14 protein-coding genes are annotated in these 16,626 nt (G+C 42.4%); 5 read left to right on the forward strand and 9 right to left on the reverse strand.

Features of this window, described 5'->3' with window-relative positions; translation table 11 throughout:
• Positions 1-26 precede the first annotated feature (26 nt).
• The 6 genes from cmr6 to cas10 form a co-directional block, all read right to left on the reverse strand.
• Positions 27-1,970 (reverse strand): type III-B CRISPR module RAMP protein Cmr6, encoded by a 1,944-nt coding sequence (gene cmr6, locus IM462_RS15635; RefSeq protein WP_287700142.1) that lies wholly within the window; start codon positions 1,968-1,970, stop codon positions 27-29.
• Between the two features lie 64 nt (positions 1,971-2,034).
• The gene (locus IM462_RS15640; protein ID WP_287700143.1) at positions 2,035-2,424 is read right to left on the reverse strand and encodes a hypothetical protein; all 390 of its coding nucleotides are present in this window, start codon (positions 2,422-2,424) and stop codon (positions 2,035-2,037) included.
• Between the two features lie 20 nt (positions 2,425-2,444).
• The gene (locus tag IM462_RS15645; protein WP_287700144.1) at positions 2,445-3,008 is read right to left on the reverse strand and encodes a Uma2 family endonuclease; all 564 of its coding nucleotides are present in this window, start codon (positions 3,006-3,008) and stop codon (positions 2,445-2,447) included.
• Positions 3,009-3,017: 9 nt separating this feature from the next.
• Positions 3,018-3,797, reverse strand: coding sequence for a type III-B CRISPR module RAMP protein Cmr4 (gene cmr4 / locus IM462_RS15650; protein WP_287700145.1), 780 nt, complete (start codon positions 3,795-3,797; stop codon positions 3,018-3,020).
• A gap of 442 nt (positions 3,798-4,239) precedes the next feature.
• Positions 4,240-5,367 (reverse strand): type III-B CRISPR module-associated Cmr3 family protein, encoded by a 1,128-nt coding sequence (locus IM462_RS15655; RefSeq protein WP_287700146.1) that lies wholly within the window; start codon positions 5,365-5,367, stop codon positions 4,240-4,242.
• Positions 5,340-8,354 (reverse strand): type III-B CRISPR-associated protein Cas10/Cmr2, encoded by a 3,015-nt coding sequence (gene cas10, locus IM462_RS15660; protein ID WP_287700147.1) that lies wholly within the window; start codon positions 8,352-8,354, stop codon positions 5,340-5,342. Before cas10 ends, IM462_RS15655 begins: the two co-directional genes overlap by 28 nt.
• Positions 8,355-8,566: 212 nt before the next feature.
• On the opposite strand from cas10, the gene IM462_RS15665 reads away from it, so the two are divergent.
• From IM462_RS15665 to IM462_RS15680, 4 genes are all read left to right on the forward strand, one after another.
• On the forward strand, positions 8,567-8,749 hold the full coding sequence (locus tag IM462_RS15665) for a hypothetical protein (RefSeq protein WP_287700148.1): 183 nt from the start codon (positions 8,567-8,569) through the stop codon (positions 8,747-8,749).
• Positions 8,750-9,281: 532 nt separating this feature from the next.
• A complete protein-coding gene (locus IM462_RS15670; protein WP_287700149.1) occupies positions 9,282-9,995 on the forward strand; it encodes a 2OG-Fe(II) oxygenase in 714 nt (237 codons plus the stop codon).
• 146 nt (positions 9,996-10,141) lie between these two features.
• Positions 10,142-10,276 carry a hypothetical protein gene (locus IM462_RS15675; RefSeq protein WP_287700150.1) on the forward strand — a complete coding sequence of 45 codons (135 nt, stop codon included), beginning with the start codon at positions 10,142-10,144 and terminating at the stop codon, positions 10,274-10,276.
• 311 nt (positions 10,277-10,587) lie between these two features.
• On the forward strand, positions 10,588-11,607 hold the full coding sequence (locus IM462_RS15680; protein ID WP_287700151.1) for a methyltransferase: 1,020 nt from the start codon (positions 10,588-10,590) through the stop codon (positions 11,605-11,607).
• Between the two features lie 40 nt (positions 11,608-11,647).
• On the opposite strand, the gene IM462_RS15685 is transcribed toward IM462_RS15680, so the two are convergent.
• Both IM462_RS15685 and IM462_RS15690 read right to left on the reverse strand, forming a co-directional pair.
• The gene (locus tag IM462_RS15685; RefSeq protein WP_287700152.1) at positions 11,648-13,081 is read right to left on the reverse strand and encodes a phosphoglucomutase/phosphomannomutase family protein; all 1,434 of its coding nucleotides are present in this window, start codon (positions 13,079-13,081) and stop codon (positions 11,648-11,650) included.
• A 68-nt stretch (positions 13,082-13,149) separates the two neighbouring features.
• On the reverse strand, positions 13,150-13,494 hold the full coding sequence (locus IM462_RS15690; RefSeq protein ID WP_286825884.1) for a hypothetical protein: 345 nt from the start codon (positions 13,492-13,494) through the stop codon (positions 13,150-13,152).
• A gap of 517 nt (positions 13,495-14,011) precedes the next feature.
• Between IM462_RS15690 and IM462_RS15695 the strand changes: the two genes are divergently transcribed.
• A complete protein-coding gene (locus IM462_RS15695; protein WP_194013966.1) occupies positions 14,012-14,845 on the forward strand; it encodes a photosystem II manganese-stabilizing polypeptide in 834 nt (277 codons plus the stop codon).
• Between the two features lie 471 nt (positions 14,846-15,316).
• Here the strand turns inward: IM462_RS15695 and IM462_RS15700 are convergent, their stop codons facing one another.
• Complete coding sequence (locus IM462_RS15700) at positions 15,317-16,444, reverse strand: type I restriction endonuclease (RefSeq protein ID WP_287700153.1); 1,128 nt, start codon at positions 16,442-16,444, stop codon at positions 15,317-15,319.
• Positions 16,445-16,626: the final 182 nt, after the last annotated feature.

Here is a 16,626-nt window from a genome sequence, read left to right on the forward strand (position 1 = left end):
CACTTCCCACTTCCCACAGCCTAAAATTATAAAGGGAAGATTTGAGCGAAATTTTCAGCAATAGTTTGAGCTTTCAATTCACTGACGAAATTTTGACGAGGAGCTGCCGTCGCTCCAAATACAGTAATTATTTGGTAATTTCCTAAATCAGCAATCCATACGGGAGAAGGTTTAGCTCCACCACTGACTTTACCACAGAGATTACTATCATATTCTCTTTGACCATTTTTACTGGTAATTTTCAAAGTATCACTGTGAAGAATCGCTAAAGCATGGGGTTTACCTCTTTGTTCATTTCCTGCACAGACAAAAATTTGACAGTTACTATCGGCCGCATCAATCCATTGATTTTGTGAAACTTGATCTACTGTTCTTAGATTATTAGTATTGATATTGGTTTCACTAATTTTATCCAAAATACAATAAAAATCTCGCAATCTTTGCTGAAATTGTTGTTTAAACCCCTGCACATCATCGGGAATTGCCCAAAAATCTTCTTCACTGTCAATATAAAATGTAGAACCACGAAACCAGGGGGCGTGTTCACGACTTTTGCGAGAATAAATAGGTCGTCTTGCACCTTGACCAATACCACCCATATCTGCTAAAAACCAAGTCAAATGTTTAGCTAATTGTTTGACAGCTTCTTGTTTATCTTTTGGGGTTTCAGAAGATAAAGATAAGACTAAAGTTCCCCGTTGTTCACCACAAGGATCATTTTTACCCTGAGCATTGGTTCGAGGTTCTTTTTGGGTAACTTTACCCTCAAGAATATTGACTTGCAGATAACCGTATTTTTTAGGATTAATAGCACCAAATAATTCAGCTTCAATCTTTCGAACTTCGTTAATAGGTAAAACTCCAGATGCCAAAACACGAAACCAGTATCGCAGCATCGATTTAAAGGCTGTCGGACGAACTTCTGCAACGGGTGCGCTCCGCATTTGCCATTCATTGCGTCGGTCATTCCATTGCCATTGGGTGAATCTTTGATAACCATGAATTAATTGACCTTCTAGCTCGAAATTTAATCGATAAAAACTCGAATCGTTGTCATTTTTATTATTATCAGGATGAATATTATCATCAATTGGCTTTAATTCACCGTAACCACTATTTACCTGTGAACCTATACCAAGCTGTAGCCCTTTATTAAGCCATTGTTGTACCTGTTCAAGTATCTTTTTACCCTCACAGTTACTAGCTAGACGTAAACCAATTAAAAAAGTTGGTTCTTTGAGAGATAAAAAAGGATTAGGGTTAGGAGAATATTGCATAGAATCATCTTTCCATGACCAAATATTATTAGTCATGTCTATTTCTAATCCACCATTTTTAGTCGGTAAAGGATAGGCATCAAAAAAGATAACTTTACCCGTTTTATTTTTCTCTTTGGCGTTTATATCACCAAAATAGGGAGCAGTTTTTTCCTCAGCTTCTTTCCATTCCAGATTATTTTCCGCCATGATTTCTCGGATGGCTTGGGTTCTGGCAACACCGCGCAATGTACTAGATGGAATATAGGGCATTCCGAGGCCATCAAAAGCAGGTAAAAGAATACCTTCCGGTCCGCGATGACCACCGACACGAATGCGCCAAGTGGATTTGACTTGAAAAGTGATTCCGTCTTTCGCTAACAGTTGGGTACGCTGATTGAGTTGGTCAAGACGCTGAGTGTAGTTAGCATTTTCTTGGGCTTTTTGCAGAATTTGGGTTTTAGTCGCATCTTTGTGTGGATAGTCAGCAGCACGCATCCAACGGAGATATTCGACAAAACTGGCTGATTGGTCAGGTTGAGGTTCCTTTTCGGTGTTTAACCAGGGTGAGGGTTGAGGAGGATTATTATTGCCGCCACCGCCACCCCCGGGGAGCTGTTGGGGGGATTGGTGATTATTTTGCTGCTGTATAGCCAGATTTTTTAGGGTGGGTTTTTGGAGGCGATTAGGGCGTGGTAAGGGGCTATGGGACATAATAATTATAAATTTTCTTTCTGGTTTAATGAATGATAAAAACTGTGGTGACAATTTGTCTGAGCTAGTCGCCACTTTCCACATCGGAATAGATGGCGTTAGCCCAGAAGCTAAATTCTTGAGCGATTTCCAATCCTAAACCCGTTAACCCCAGATAATCATCAGTAGATAAATCTTTGAGAGTAGTTAATCCTTGAGAATTAGAAAGATTATTTATTTGAGATAACTCTTCTAGGCATTGAAAATACTTTTTAACGACCTCTTTTTTTCCTTCTTGATTTAGGGTAGTTTCCTCAGCTTTTAGGCGCATCATTCCCCAAGTCGAAAGATAGATATAAAGTTCAAGAGCTTGTTTTTTTTGTTCTTTGCGGCGACTATCATCACCAGTATTTAAGTACAATTCTTGTAAGGCCTTGAACACGGGATTGCTAATCGTTCTAGGGTCGAATGTCATGGTTATTTTGGCTCCAAAAGTTAAAAAATATTCCCTGACCAAAGGGCATCAAGAGAGATAACAATATCGGGAAATGCAGCAGCAAATAAAGTTCCTTTACTAAAATTTTCTTGATATTGATAATCAGAATTTATGGGTTGACGGAAAACATAAATCTCTCGATTTTTGATGGCAACTACCCAATATTCTGCAATACCAGCTTGGGCATAGATGCGTTTTTTTTCGGTTAAGTCTTTACTGAGAGTTGAGTCAGAAATTTCGATTAACCAAAAAATTTCATCGGCATAGGGATGATGATCTCGATAGCGAGAACGAGGGGGAAGAACTACAGCGATATCGGGTTCAGGTTCCGAGTTTTCTAGGGTAATTGGACCCGCTTCTCTTACCCATGCTTTATCCTTGAGACGTTGACGGAGAAAATTAGCTAATCCTTCTCCACTATCTTTGTGTAAAGGGCTTTCTGGACTCATTTCGAGAATATCTCCATTCAGTAATTCTACACGCCGATCAATTAAAATTCCCGCCGCAATCATGCGATGATAATCGACCACTGACCATTTAGCTAAGGCAAGATTAGCTGTCATAAATTACCTCTACAATTGTTGAATGAAACCGCGTCCTAAACTTTCTTGTCCGCCGATTTGTAGAATGTCATTATCTGCTAATAACCGTTTAAAATCAGCTTGGGATTGTTGTCTGGTTTTATTAGCTTGAGAGGTGACACCCCAAGGAAAATACATTAAGGTATCGGGGGGAATAGCTTCTTCATAACGAAATCCACCATCGACGGATTTATGCTTATCTAATTTAATTTTAAATTGTCGCCATAAACTCATTTGAATGAGAGTCGTGCAATGCTGATCGGGTAATACTAAGACTTTATTAATGCTACTGCTGACAGAGTTTTTGGGAATAAAAATTGACCAAGTTGACCAGTCTTTTAGATCATTATCTTTGAGAATGGCATCCTTGAGATAGACGTTCGTGTTGGCCTTTTTAAAACTACAGCTATATTCGGGAGGAATTGTCAGACGAGGATTAGTTAATCTTGTCCAACGACGGAGAAGTAAAGGCGAAGTGATCCAGACGACACCGTGACTTAGAGAAGAGACGGGCAACCAGAGAATCGAGCCATCCCCTATCCAGATGTCTCCCTGTACCAAGTTTTCTGGATCTTGATCGATGTCATTACCGAATAACTTAAATTTTAGGGTTTCTTCGGTAGCTAAAGAACGGATTTTCCCGCGAATTGTACTGGAGGGAACATAGGGTAAAGTGGTATGGGATTCACGAGCAATACCGACTAGATTCCCCTCTTGAGTGGTTCCTCCGGTGTGTAGGGGAGAAAGTAGATAAAAGTGAATTAAGTTCATGATTAATTAACCTGAGTTCAGGATAAGGAAAAGGACGGTTAGTAAGCTGAAAGTAACCTAAAATTCCGATAACCTGTCCTAATATTTAGTTTAAAGGCTTTATTTGATCCTGTAGATGATTTCTGTCACCAGTTTGAAGGGCATTGGCCCCAGAAGTTATGGCATCATGGAGTAATCAAACGAGTAAGGGCAAAAAGTCGGCTCGCTTATTCTTTGTTTGATCAGTTTAACTTAACTATAGAAGCGATCAATCTTTGTGTCCTCTGTCTCTGGAGTGGTTCCTTCCACTCCAGAGACAGCAAGACTGTATCTTAGAATACATTTTACCCACCAAACCTAAGAGAGCTAAAAGTCTCTGTTTAAGTGAGATAATGACCATTTTGATTGTTTGTCATCAGAATCATTAACGCAATTTTCAGCACTTCTATTTCGATCCTGTAGGTTAACTATTCTCCTTATAGTTGATCCAAAGTAATTCCGAGTAGCCTAATTTGCGCCAGCGTTGGTGATATTCGGGACTATCGGGCTGATCTTGAAATAGGCGCTCGGGTTGATTTAAATAGTATTGACTACCCGGGGGGGCGGCGAAGACTTGGGGGGCGGGAATGCTAATATTTTCTTTTGATTGAATGCGGCAACTGATGGGGATAGCTCGATCGGTTGCGACACTGACTAGATTACCCGGTTTCTGATTACTATTAACAGTATGGGCGAGTTTCCATTCCCAGGGCCAAGAGCGACAAATGGCTTGATTATTATCGTGACGTCGCTCGAAAATACCGGGGGTAACGAGATAAGCAATCGCTTTTTTTATTTGTTTAAAGTTCTCATCAGATTGTTGTTTTAATTGTTCCCATTGTTGACCTAACTGATCGCATTTTTCCAGCATAACTCGGTGTCCTTCTCCTCCTAACCGTAAAGTTGTGGGAGTGGGAATATTAACATCGATTCCGATCGCTATACTCCAACCGGGTAGCATTCGGATCGCTTTTTCCACAAAGTATCCATCGGCATCTTTTACCCGTTTGCTTCCCGGTTTTATGGCGTTATGGGAACGAATTTCTTCTCGCCAGGGTTTATCTTCTCCTTTATGCTTGACTAACCACTGAGAGGGATCGATCGCTCCTGTTTTTAAATAATCGAGAATAACTTCACAAGGTAGATACTGACGATATTTACTTTCGTTCTCTTCTTCCTCTTGATTTTCTCGATTTTGGCAATTTTTGCGAAGTTCAGTCTTAGCTAAGGGGGCGGGTTTTGATCGATCCCAAAATATATGGTTTTCTGAAATCGTTAAATTATCACTCCAAGAAATAGGAATTAATGGATCAGAATTGGCGAATCCTAAAGGACGGGGTAGATATAAAGTATCTCCGGCAAAAGATAGGAATGGACCAGTGATTTTAAAATAGCTATTTTTAGAGCGATCTAGTAAAGCGCTTAAAGCCCCAGCGATCGTGTGACCGTTGGGGGGAAATGTACTTCCAGCCCAAGCTCTTTCCTTGGGGCTAAAGGGTTTCGCATCGCGTAAGAGAAGTACATCTAGGGGAGTGATTGTGTACCAATACATGAAAGGGAATCTCCGATCTTAATCTGTCTTTTTCGAGTCATAAAAGCCGCTAATTTCATCCAGCTACCCACGGCTTCGTTAAGATCGTTAGGATCATTTTCCGTGGTTAACCAAAGATGTTTGAGAAAGTTGGTTAGATCTTCTTGAAATTCTCTGTTGTCTGTTGTTAGATTTTCCCGACGGGTAGAGAAGGCATTTACCCAAACCTCGATCGCTTCTATCATCGGCACAGGATGCTGTTGCCAAAGGCTGGCCACTGCCTCGAATAAACTGGCATCGGAATTACCGGCCAGAAGTTTTTGCCAGAGAGGGAAAACATCAAACTTAGCCGTAGATTCAAGGACGTTACCGTTGCCGTAGAGAACGCGCACTTGTACAGCGTCTTTTTTGACTTTTTTGCCGTCAAAGCCTTTATAGGTGTGTTCTTTGGCTTTTTTCTCGGCTTCCCAGAGATTTTCTAGGGCGATAGCAAGGGGGACAGAATAGTGAGCGATGACAATACCGAAACTGATAGTCGCCCGCTTTCCCATGGTAAATAGGGGACGTTTTGCCAGATTTTCGGCAGGTTTTTCGCCTTGCCATTGCCAATAGTCACCGGCGTTATCAAATTCCCCATGGGGGTCTTTTTCTCCCTTAAAACATTGCCGGATATCCCATAACCATTTATCCCATTCCCAGAGATTAGTATAGGCGAGAACTTCATCGCCGCCACCATAGATTAAGCGTCCCGCATAACGCTGTTCGGTGAGGTAGGGAACGAGTTGATTAGAGAAGTCTAAAAGGGCGCGACTGAGGGCGCTATGAGTAGATGGTCCGATGCGTTTATCGAGGGTGACAAAATCGGCAAAAGCTTTCTGCACTTCTTTTTCTAGGGTATCGGTTTCGGTCGGGGGATGATCGGCGTATTGATGAAGTGACTTAGCGATATATTCTCGATAGGGTTTCATTTTTTTGCCTTTTAACCATTCCCCCATTCCGTCACCATCTCCTGCGGCGATAACATACCAATCAGCTGGGTTATTGTTGGGATAGTTTTGGTCAATTAATTGGCTGAATTGATGGCGATAATTAGCCACTTCTTCATCGGCAATCTCTAGTTCTTCTACTAACCATCCCGCATTGAGAAAACGAGGGTGATAACGTTTATATTCTGGTTCGATGTGATCGTCAATGTAGGGAATTCCCCACGGTTGGGTAAGTGCCGGGGGAATCTTTTTGCCGTCTTCTCTTAACTTACGAGAAATGGTGCGACAAACTCGATGGAAATAGTCTAGATCACCACCTGTTTTGAGATAACCTGCGACTCCCACAGTTAAATCAGGATAAGCGGCATCTAGACGCTTTTGGTCGCTATTTTTTAAAAGTTTTGGCAGGATTAGGTGTAATCCCCGTTTAACGGTTTCGGTGGCGTTGAGTTGTTCGATACCATCGAATAATCCGGCATTTCGTTTCCAGTATTCTTTGCTTGCTTTTTCGCTAATCCAATCGTTGTTACCATCGGGATGGACGACAGGTCCGAGTCCAGAAATGGTGGAACGCGGACCGAAAGCAGTGGGAATCTGCCAATCACGGGCATTTTTGACGGCAGCAAGGGCAGAAAGGTTTTGCTCGAAAGCGCTACTCCACCAAGAACCAACATTAGAGCTAAAAGAAAGTCTTTTCCACTTCTGAAGACGTAATTCTCCGGCTTTTTGCAGAAATTCCCGCTCTTTTTCTAAGAAGAGAGCTTTTTGATCGTAGAGATTATAAAGTTCGTTTTGTTTATCTGGCCAGCTTTGCGCTTTTTCTGGGTCTTCGGCTTGATTTTCGTCGATATTTTCATTTTCTTGGTAAATTTCGTCACTGGTGAGGGGTTGATCTTCTCTACCGATGGGAACCCCCACATAATAGGTTTGCCATTGGGCATTTAACCAACTGTCCCAGGTACGACTATTTTCTTTTAATTGAAGTTTCTCGAAAACTTGCTGACTAATTTCTTTCCATTCTTTTAATAAGCTAGATTTAGCGGTTTGCATGGCCGCCGCGACTTTATCTTTGGGCAAGACGAGGATAATAATGTTGGGAAATCCGGCGGTTAGTAATTGTCGATCGCCCGGTGGGTCGATCCAGGGTTTAAAATCGGGATATTTCTCTAGTAACCATCGATCGATTAAGGGTTGTGCGTAGAGAGAGGGATAGATCAAACTATCGGGACCGTATTGTTGGGCCAGTTGCCAGCAGACTTGAGCAGATAGATAGTGCAGAATCCAAGAACCTGCCCAAAAATCGCGCATTTTGCGGCTGGCTTTGATTAGTTCTTGCACAGGGGAAAAGGTGAAACTAACGAGATAAGCGTGGGATAATTGTTTTCCCGTCGGCCATTTATTGACCACATCCTCGGAGGTGAGATCATATCCCGCTAGGGACCCGGCGATGGCCGCCGTTAAACTGGCATGACTCCAGATCGATCCGTCCGGTATTCTGGTTTCGGCGGGCATTAAAAGCAGATTTTCGTCATCGAGTAATTTCGTCGCCGCTTGGGGAAGACAGCGCCATAACCACCAAAATAGTTCTTTAGCTTCGTTTTCTGAGATTCCTGTGCGTAATCTGTCGGGAATTTGGTTAAATAGCCGTTTTTCCTGTTCTTTTAAGTAATCTGTGCGGTTAGAAGCGATTTTCTTATGGGTTGTGTTAGCTAATTTGAGATTTAAGGGTTCTCCGGAGAGGAGATGACGCAATTCTAGACCTGTTCGTTGATCGTAGTTAACGAATTGGGTTAAACTAGAGATTGCGGCTCGATCACTGGCCGAGGTGATATAGTCAGCTAGTTTGATTTGTTTAAGAATTTTTTTAGTCGATTCTTCGGGGTTATGTTTTCCCCACAACTTCATTACTTCTAAATCTCTCCAAAAGCTGTCACCGCCGCGTCCTGAGTTGCTATGTAGTGCTTTCAAGACGGGATATTGTAGTAATCCCCAGATTTTCGCTTGCCAGTATCCCAGAGCCACAAACGCCTCAACTTTTTGCCGACTGATCTTCTCGTTACACTTAATATGCCCTAGGAATCCTTGAAGATAACAGGATATTTAAAAGATTTTTAGTAAAAGGCTTCAAAAGCTTATCCTGTCTGAGTTTCTATTAGTATAGATTTTTTTCTATGATTATTATATTTGGATAGACTTTACTGAATTTAAACTGCGTATTGGGATTTTTAGTACAAATGATCGAGCTTCCTCTCCCTGCTCCCTTCTCTCTTGCAGTCTTAACCAGTAATTTAGATAGTCAACAGCTTAGTGGTGGGTGGCTACAACCTCGTTATCTGGTAAAATCCCTCGATCTAGCACAGGACAAGCATTTTGGGGTTTATGCGCTTAACGGTATGACTATATGTAGCTATAATTAGTCTATTGGTCGCAACTAGCTTCTGAACCCTAATCCTGGTCAGGCGTTTGCCTACTGGCCCTCTCTACTCGCACTTAGAAGTTAATGGAAAAGCACGTTTCCTCAAGATCTCGGTGTGTCGGTTAGGTATCTCTCTACTCAGTAGAGAAATTAATTGAATGGAAATATGCCAATCTTTTAGATCGGGTTTTTTGTGCTATGACTCTCTACTCAGTAGAGAAATTAATTGAATGGAAACACTTAATTAGATGAATAGTCCTTTTTGTTGTTTTCATTTTCCTCTCTAATCAGTAGAGAAATTAATTGAATGGAAATGTAAGGATGATTCATGAATCATCCTTACATAATTACTCTCTACTCGCGCTTAGAAATTAATTGAATGGAAACGTGAAACCTTTGCCTCAGCGTGCATCTGCCTTTTTCCAGATACGGGCAAAGGTCTTGATGCAACGCAAACCTGTTATAATAATCAACCAGATGGGATCCGTGACCGCGTGCGTAGGTATCTAGGGCTTTGGGGTGGGAAAACTGGAATGACAACTGACTTTATCGAGATGTACGAAAATGCTTTACCCCCCGAATTGTGCGAAGAGATCAGGCATCGTTTCGAGGCCAGCGATCGCAAGTCGGATGGACGCATCGGTCATGGAGTCGACAAATCCAAGAAGAACAGCACCGACATCACCATCACAGGCCTCTCCGAGTGGAGCGATTTGCACAGTCAGATACTCGACAGCACACTGCGTCACCTGATGTTGTACATTCGCAAGTATCCATACTTGATCACCAGTGCGTTTGCATTAAGCTTGCAAGATCGGGCTACTGGACTGCTCAGGCCGTTAACAGCTGCGGATGTTGGGGCGGCATCAGACCCGGAACTCGCCGAGTACCTATTCAGAATGTTTCGACCGGGAGCGATCAACGTTCAGAAATACTGGAAGAGTCTCGGTGGTTACTACTACTGGCATTCGGAAATCTATCCTTGCGACCCAGCTGCTGAGACGCTCCATCGCGTCCTTTTGTTTATGTTCTATCTGAACGATGTAGAGCGCGGTGGTGAGACGGAGTTCTTGTACCAAGAACGGAAGCTCAAGCCAACCTCTGGGACGATGGTGATCGCTCCCGCCAGTTTTACCCACACCCATCGCGGCAATGTGCCGGAGTCGCAAGACAAGTACATTCTGACCAGCTGGATCTTGTTCAACCGCGCCGATCAGATCTATCCTCGCCAACCCAATCCTGCGTGAGACGACGCAAGCCACACAAGGACAGGTAAGCTGTTGACTATCTAAATTATTCGTTAAGATTGCAGAGGAGCGGGGAGAGGCAGTTTGAGCATTTGTCCTAAAATTTCCAATAGGCAGTTTAAATTCAGTACAGCTTATAACGTTGTGTGGCTCACGCTTGTTGGCAATGCGATAATAAGGGACGAGACGAGCAAATGAATTGGGGCGGAAAATGGAAGGATAAAAAAGATTTGAGCGGAATGCCTGACAACGGACGGAGTGAACAGGCCACCGTCTGGTGATGGTAGCTCTCTACTTGCGCTTAGAAATTGATTGAATGGAAACATTTGTAGGGTTAATTCATGAATTAACCTCTCTACTCGCGCTTAGAAATTAATTGAATGGAAACACGCTTTAAATTTTGGATTGAAATTTTGTGTTTATCTCTCTACTTGCGTTTAGAAATTAGCTGAATCTCCCTCAACCCCCCGAAGTTGGGGGAGTTAGGTGGGTCTTGACCCTTGCAAGAGTGCCTCATTCAACAGGCAATTTAAATGCGCGGGCAGCTTATTCTATATGGTAATGTTTAATTTTATTCCCGTAAAAGTCGCTTATGTCCTTACCTGAACCCCCTCTTCATCTTCAATTAACCCAAATGGTTTCGGGTTACTGGCTATCTCAGGCCATCTATGCTGCGGCTAAATTAAGTCTAGCCGAGCATTTAACCAAAGGAGCGAAATCTTGTCAAGAGTTGGCCTCCCTAACGGAGACTAATCCTGCTGCTTTATATCGACTGATGAGAGCGTTAGCTAGTGTGGGAATTTTTCAAGAAACTGAATCTCAACAGTTTATACTAACTCCCTTAGCTGAACATTTATCTAGTGACCATCCCCGGTCAGTAAAAGCGACAGCGATTATGTTAGGAGAAGCCCCCCATTATCAAGCTTGGGGAAATGTGTTACATAGTATTAAAACGGGACAACCATCTTTTGATGATGTCTTTGGGATGGGGGTCTTTGAATATTTTCAAACCCATCCGCTAGATGCCGAGATTTTTGAACAGTCGATGAATAGTTTTTCTTTGTCGGAGGAGAAAGCTATTTTAGCCGTGTATGATTTCTCGGAATTTCAAACCCTAGTAGATGTGGGTGGGGGATACGGTGAGATGTTGGGGACAATCCTAGAGCAATATCCCCACCTCAAAGGAATTCTTTTTGATGAAGAATATGTAATTTCCCATTGTCAACCGACTTTAGAAAAACACGGCATTCTCCATCGTTGTCAACCCGTTGGCGGTAATTTTTTTGAATCCGTACCATCGGGAGGAGATGGCTATTTATTAAAACATATTATTCATGATTGGGATGATCGACGAGCGATTGCTATTTTGAAAAACTGTTGTCAAGCTTTAGATAGTAACGGTAAAGTTTTGGTCTTGGAAATGGTTGTTCCTGCGGGTAATAATCCTTCGGCCGCTAAAATGTTAGACCTAAATATGTTAGTTATGTGTCCGGGAGGTAAGGAAAGAACCGCAGAGGAATTTGAGGAATTGTTGAGTCAAGCGGGACTAAAATTAAATCGAATTATTCCGACTCAAGAAGATATTTGTATTATTGAATGCGTTAAAAAATAATAGAATAGAAAACGGGTTTCTTCAAGAAACCCGTTTTCTATTAGATATAGGTAGCCCAAGATTTTGCCCAAGCGAGAATTTCCTGAACTCGATCGAGGGTTGAAGATTCACAGTAGAGACGCAAAACCGGTTCTGTACCACTAAAGCGAATTAACAACCAACTGCCATCTTCTAAACGGAATTTATAACCGTCTATAGGATTACAATCAGTCACTTGTTTACCGGCAATTTCCCTTAAGGGTTCCTGATCCAAAGCAGTAATTAACTGATCGCGAGCTTCCATATTAGCTAGGGGTAAATCAATGCGATCATACTGAGAATAAAAACCAGTTTTATCCTGTAATTGCGCGTAAAGATCGCTTAAATCTTGGCCCGATTCTACCACCGCTTCCAAAACGTATAAAGCTGATAATAAAGCATCCCGTTCGGGAATGTGAGTACCATAACCGACACCTCCCGACTCTTCCCCACCAATTAACACAGGAGTGGTCAACATTCGATCGGCGATATACTTATAACCGATCGGAGTTTCAAAGACCGATAAACCGTATAAACTGGCTAATTTGGGGATTAAATCGGAACCGCTCACCGTTTTGACAATTTCCCCTCTCATTCCCTTTTTGCCGGCTAAATGCTCGATTAAAATCGGGATGAGATTTTGGGTGCTTAAAAAATTCCCCTGACCATCGATCGCCGCCACTCGATCGCTATCCCCATCGAAGACCAAACCTACTCGTAAAGGGGCTAAATTGGCGCTGTGAGCCAGCTTATCGATAATTTCCGTCAAATTTCTCGGCAAAGGTTCCGGAGAGCCGCCACCGAACAAAGGATCGCGATTGCCGCGTAATTCCGTGATCCCCACCCCCAAAAGACGCTCTAAACCGGTAGCCGCCGCACCGTGCATGACATCGGAATAAACTTTTAGTTGTCCCGATTCGATCGCCTCGGCAATAGCGGCAATATTAACTTTTTGGCGTAAACCCTGACAATAACCTGACCATGGCTCAAAAGTGCTTAATTTACCTGCATTGGCCTTAAATTGGGGCGGATTAGACAATAAAGCTTCAATTTGTTGGGTAATTTCCGGCGAGACAGAACCACCAAAATAACCTTTAACTTTCAAACCGAGATATTTAGCCGGGTTATGACTGGCGGTTAACACGATCGCACCGAGAGCATTTTCTGATCGAGCTGCCCAACTAAAAGCGGGAGTGGGAGCATAGGATTGGGAGAGAAGCACATCAAAACCTGCTTTTTGCAGCGATTCCGCCGCAGTTTGAGCAAAATCCTCCGCCATAAACCGCCGATCATAGCCGACGATCATCGTCCGCGAACCCGTGATCTGACCATAATTATCCGCTAAAACCTGAGCCGCCAAGGGAGCGAGCAGAGCGACTCGATCGAAAGTAAAATCGGCGGCGATAATCCCGCGCCAGCCATCGGTTCCAAATTTAATCGGGTTCACGGTGGTCATGATTTACGAACTACCCCTAAAATATCCATTTTCCCAATACTGTAACCCGCTCCGTAACCTCTGGAAACTCATTTTTCCCGATCATCGGTTTTTGCCGCCGAATCGAGCGCGCCGACTTCACTGGCTAATAATTTTTCCATTAACATTTGTAACTTCATCCGTTCTATATAGGGCCATCCCCCGGTTTCCTCGATATCCCGGAGTAATCCGTATAAGTCCTTACGGGTATTGGGTAAAGATGGCTCGAACATCTGCTCGCGAATTTGCCGATGTAAATTTTCTAAAGTTCGCAGCAACATTAACAAACCGTTACAATCTCCCTGCTGTTCTTGGGCGATCGCTGTCACCGTCGTTACAAGGGAATGTAGTTGGCTATCTAATTGGCTATTATCTCCCGGCAATGGGCTATTCATCGAAATTTCTGCATCTGAAAACAGTCACACCAATCATATCAGTCATCAGCTATGAGTTACTTAGAGCCTTCTGACTTGAAAAAGGGTGTGGGGTGTGGGCTTCGGCCGTGAGCTCAGCCGAACGGGTGTGGGGAAGTGGGGAAGTGGGGAAGTGGGGAAGTGGGGTGTAGGGTGTGGGCTTCGGCCGTGAGCTCAGCCGAACGGGTGTGGGGTGTGGGGAAGGAAACCTCTTTCATCTGTGGTGGTGAAAATTTTTTCATCGGGACTGACTCCTAAGCTAAGACGTATTTAAACTGCTTATTCTTCGATTAGCCGAATCTCCTCCAATCTCTTTACTGTTGCCTCTTGCCTCTTGCCTCTTGCCTCCTGTTTCCCGTCTCCTGTCCCCCATCTTCTCAATGGTCACGGATCTTTGATAAACTGAGTTTCGATGAATTGGCCCGACCGATTCGATAATTCATCAGGCTATGGATCAAGGGTAGTAATTGTAAAGATTGACAAAGAGAGGTTGACATAGATGAGATTTCGTGCCTTGTTAGTTGCCTTTTTAGCCTTGTGCTTGGGGGTGTTGACAGCTTGTAGCGACGCGCCTAGTGCCGTCCTGAATAGAAACGAGCTAACCTATGATGAAATTTTAAACACGGGATTAGCTAACAAATGTCCGCAGATTTCCGAGTTCACCCGGGGTACTCTCCCCTTAGAACGCGGCGAAAGTTATGTGGTGACAGATTTATGCTTGGAACCCCAAGAATATTTTGTCAAGGGTGAACCCATTAATAAGCGGGAAGCGGCCACTTTTATCCCGGGTAAACTCTTAACCAGAGATACCACCAGTTTAGAACAGATGACAGCGAGTTTAACCGTAGGCGAAGACGGTGTTTTAACCCTCAAGGAAGAAGACGGTATCGATTTCCAACCCATTACCGTACAATTACCCGGAGGTGAAAGAGTTCCCCTCTTCTTTACCATTAAAGGTTTCACCGGCAAAACCGAAGCCGGCTTTAACTCGATTAACAGTTCCACGGATTTTGAAGGCGACTTTAAAGTTCCCTCCTATCGTGGCGCTGGTTTCTTAGATCCCAAAGGTCGGGGTGTGGTGACGGGTTATGATAATGCTGTCGCTTTACCCGCTAGTGCTGATAGTCAAGATTTCCAGCGTGCTAACGTCAAAGCGACGGAACTGGGTAAAGGTACTATGTCTTTACAGGTAACTAAAGTTGACGCTTCTACCGGCGAGTTTGCTGGTGTTTTTGAAAGTGAACAGCCTTCCGACACCGATTTAGGCGCAAAAGATGCTGAAGAAGTGAAAATTCGCGGCATTTTCTACGGTCGTCTCGAAGCTCGTGCCTAATTAATTTTTGGCTAAATTCAGAATTTCTGGAAATTAAGGCGAATTTCTCCCCAGAGAAGTTCGCTTTTTTTCTAAGCTTTGACAGACTTAATTTATACCAAATCTGGTTATCAAAGACTGATTATTTATTCCCCCTTTTGCATGAGTGCCTTTTGCCTATCCTGATATGTAGCCTATACTCAACGGATTTAGTATAATACCATTTCTCTAAATGAAAACTACACATCGAATTTAAGTCACCCTTTTTAAGGGGGATTTAGGGGGATTAAACTTCTGTAGTCAGACTTTGGAGAATTGGTATAACTCCCCAAGTTTTCAGCAGATAAATATAATTATATCAACTCCATTTTGAGTAGTTGTTTCAGGAAAGTTAAGAGATTTTGTAGTGATGGTATTTGTGTTGAAGTTTGCTCGCTAATCCACCAATCATCAGAAATATTGCGGTCATTAAAGAGATAGGGACTAATTATTTTAGATACTTTCCGTTTTTTCTGACTTGCTTTTATAAGTATCTTGAGTCAGATAGCGGATACGAGATTTCAGAAATTCAGCGACTCCATAAATTTCATCAAGACTGTCTATATTCGTGGTTGCTTCTTTACCAGTTTCGACGTTATCGGGAATACTGATTGATTTCTTGCCAGTTTTTTCATGGAAGCGCAGACGACAGACTGTTTTGGTTACTTTTCCATCTAAGTTGATACCAAAATAACTTCTAGTGTCTTTGAATTGAATGCGTGCGGTATTGATTTCTTCCCGTAGAATTGATTTAATAATGTAAAATCCTTCCAATTCTTCGGGGGTCGTATTAATTTTATCTTCCCCTGTTTCTTCTGGTGGAGTATCTTCTAATGCTGGTGTATCAGGAGGATTTGTTTCAGGTTCTTTTCCTAAAACTTCCTCAAATTTTTCTTTGATGATATCATTGATATACTCTTTGAGAGAACGCTTAATAATTTCTTTGAATTTTTCGACAACCGATGCAGTTCTCACCCCAGAATACACATGACTAACAAAAAACTTAACAAATTCGGGGGAAGGATCATTTAATTGCTGGGCAATCACTTTTTTAACTTCTTTTGTGTGCAATAAATTGCGAGCAACCTCTTCTAGTTCGTCAGAATTAAAGCTAGATTTAGAAAATCGTTTTAATTCGTTAACAGAAGAGTCGTCAAAGTCGAGAATGTTAAACTCAAAAAATGGCTTATCGTCCATGATATTATCCTTGACGATATCCGTATAAAACCGATAGATAATCCCATTAGTTAAAACTCCAAAGTTAGCTCCAGTTGCGTTAAAATATCGATGCAGTTGGGAACTATGTTTAGGATGCTCAAGATTTTGATGACAGCTTTTACATTCCATCAAAATAATCGGTTGATTGTCCAAACAAATAGCATAATCTACTTTTTCCCCTTTTAATCCAGTTAAATCGGCACTATATTCGGGGTGAACTTCCATGGGATTGAATACATCGTAACCCCATGCTTGCAAAAAAGGCATAATAAAAGCTGTTTTGGTTGCCTGTTCGTTTTGGATTTGAGAACGAGAGGTTTCAACTTTTTGGGCAATTGCTTTGAGTTTATCGATTAAATCCATGATAGCCTCATTATCTAGGATGTGTGGGTTCTCAGCCTAACCATAATTTAACCTTTTTTTACCTCAGGGTCAAGCATTTTTGACTGTCATCATCATTAATTCACAAATATTTACACTAATCCCGTGCCATCCGGATATTTTGTGCTATCATTTCTAGGAATGGGTTATTTTTAATAATGTCG

It is taken from the genome of Microcystis sp. M144S2 (genome assembly GCF_020246065.1).
GTDB lineage: Bacteria > Cyanobacteriota > Cyanobacteriia > Cyanobacteriales > Microcystaceae > Microcystis > Microcystis ichthyoblabe_A.

Bases quoted from the DNA above. Each gene is read 5' to 3' on its own strand.
- IM462_RS15700 (WP_287700153.1), bottom strand. From the start codon at position 16,444: ATGGATTTAATCGATAAACTCAAAGCAATTGCCCAAAAAGTTGAAACC.
- IM462_RS15640 (WP_287700143.1), bottom strand. From the start codon at position 2,424: ATGACATTCGACCCTAGAACGATTAGCAATCCCGTGTTCAAGGCCTTA.
- IM462_RS15680 (WP_287700151.1), top strand. From the start codon at position 10,588: ATGTCCTTACCTGAACCCCCTCTTCATCTTCAATTAACCCAAATGGTT.
- IM462_RS15690 (WP_286825884.1), bottom strand. From the start codon at position 13,494: ATGAATAGCCCATTGCCGGGAGATAATAGCCAATTAGATAGCCAACTA.
- cmr4 (WP_287700145.1), bottom strand. From the start codon at position 3,797: ATGAACTTAATTCACTTTTATCTACTTTCTCCCCTACACACCGGAGGA.
- cmr6 (WP_287700142.1), bottom strand. From the start codon at position 1,970: ATGTCCCATAGCCCCTTACCACGCCCTAATCGCCTCCAAAAACCCACC.
- IM462_RS15695 (WP_194013966.1), top strand. From the start codon at position 14,012: ATGAGATTTCGTGCCTTGTTAGTTGCCTTTTTAGCCTTGTGCTTGGGG.
- IM462_RS15645 (WP_287700144.1), bottom strand. From the start codon at position 3,008: ATGACAGCTAATCTTGCCTTAGCTAAATGGTCAGTGGTCGATTATCAT.
- IM462_RS15670 (WP_287700149.1), top strand. From the start codon at position 9,282: ATGACAACTGACTTTATCGAGATGTACGAAAATGCTTTACCCCCCGAA.
- IM462_RS15685 (WP_287700152.1), bottom strand. From the start codon at position 13,081: ATGACCACCGTGAACCCGATTAAATTTGGAACCGATGGCTGGCGCGGG.
- IM462_RS15665 (WP_287700148.1), top strand. From the start codon at position 8,567: ATGATCGAGCTTCCTCTCCCTGCTCCCTTCTCTCTTGCAGTCTTAACC.
- IM462_RS15655 (WP_287700146.1), bottom strand. From the start codon at position 5,367: ATGTATTGGTACACAATCACTCCCCTAGATGTACTTCTCTTACGCGAT.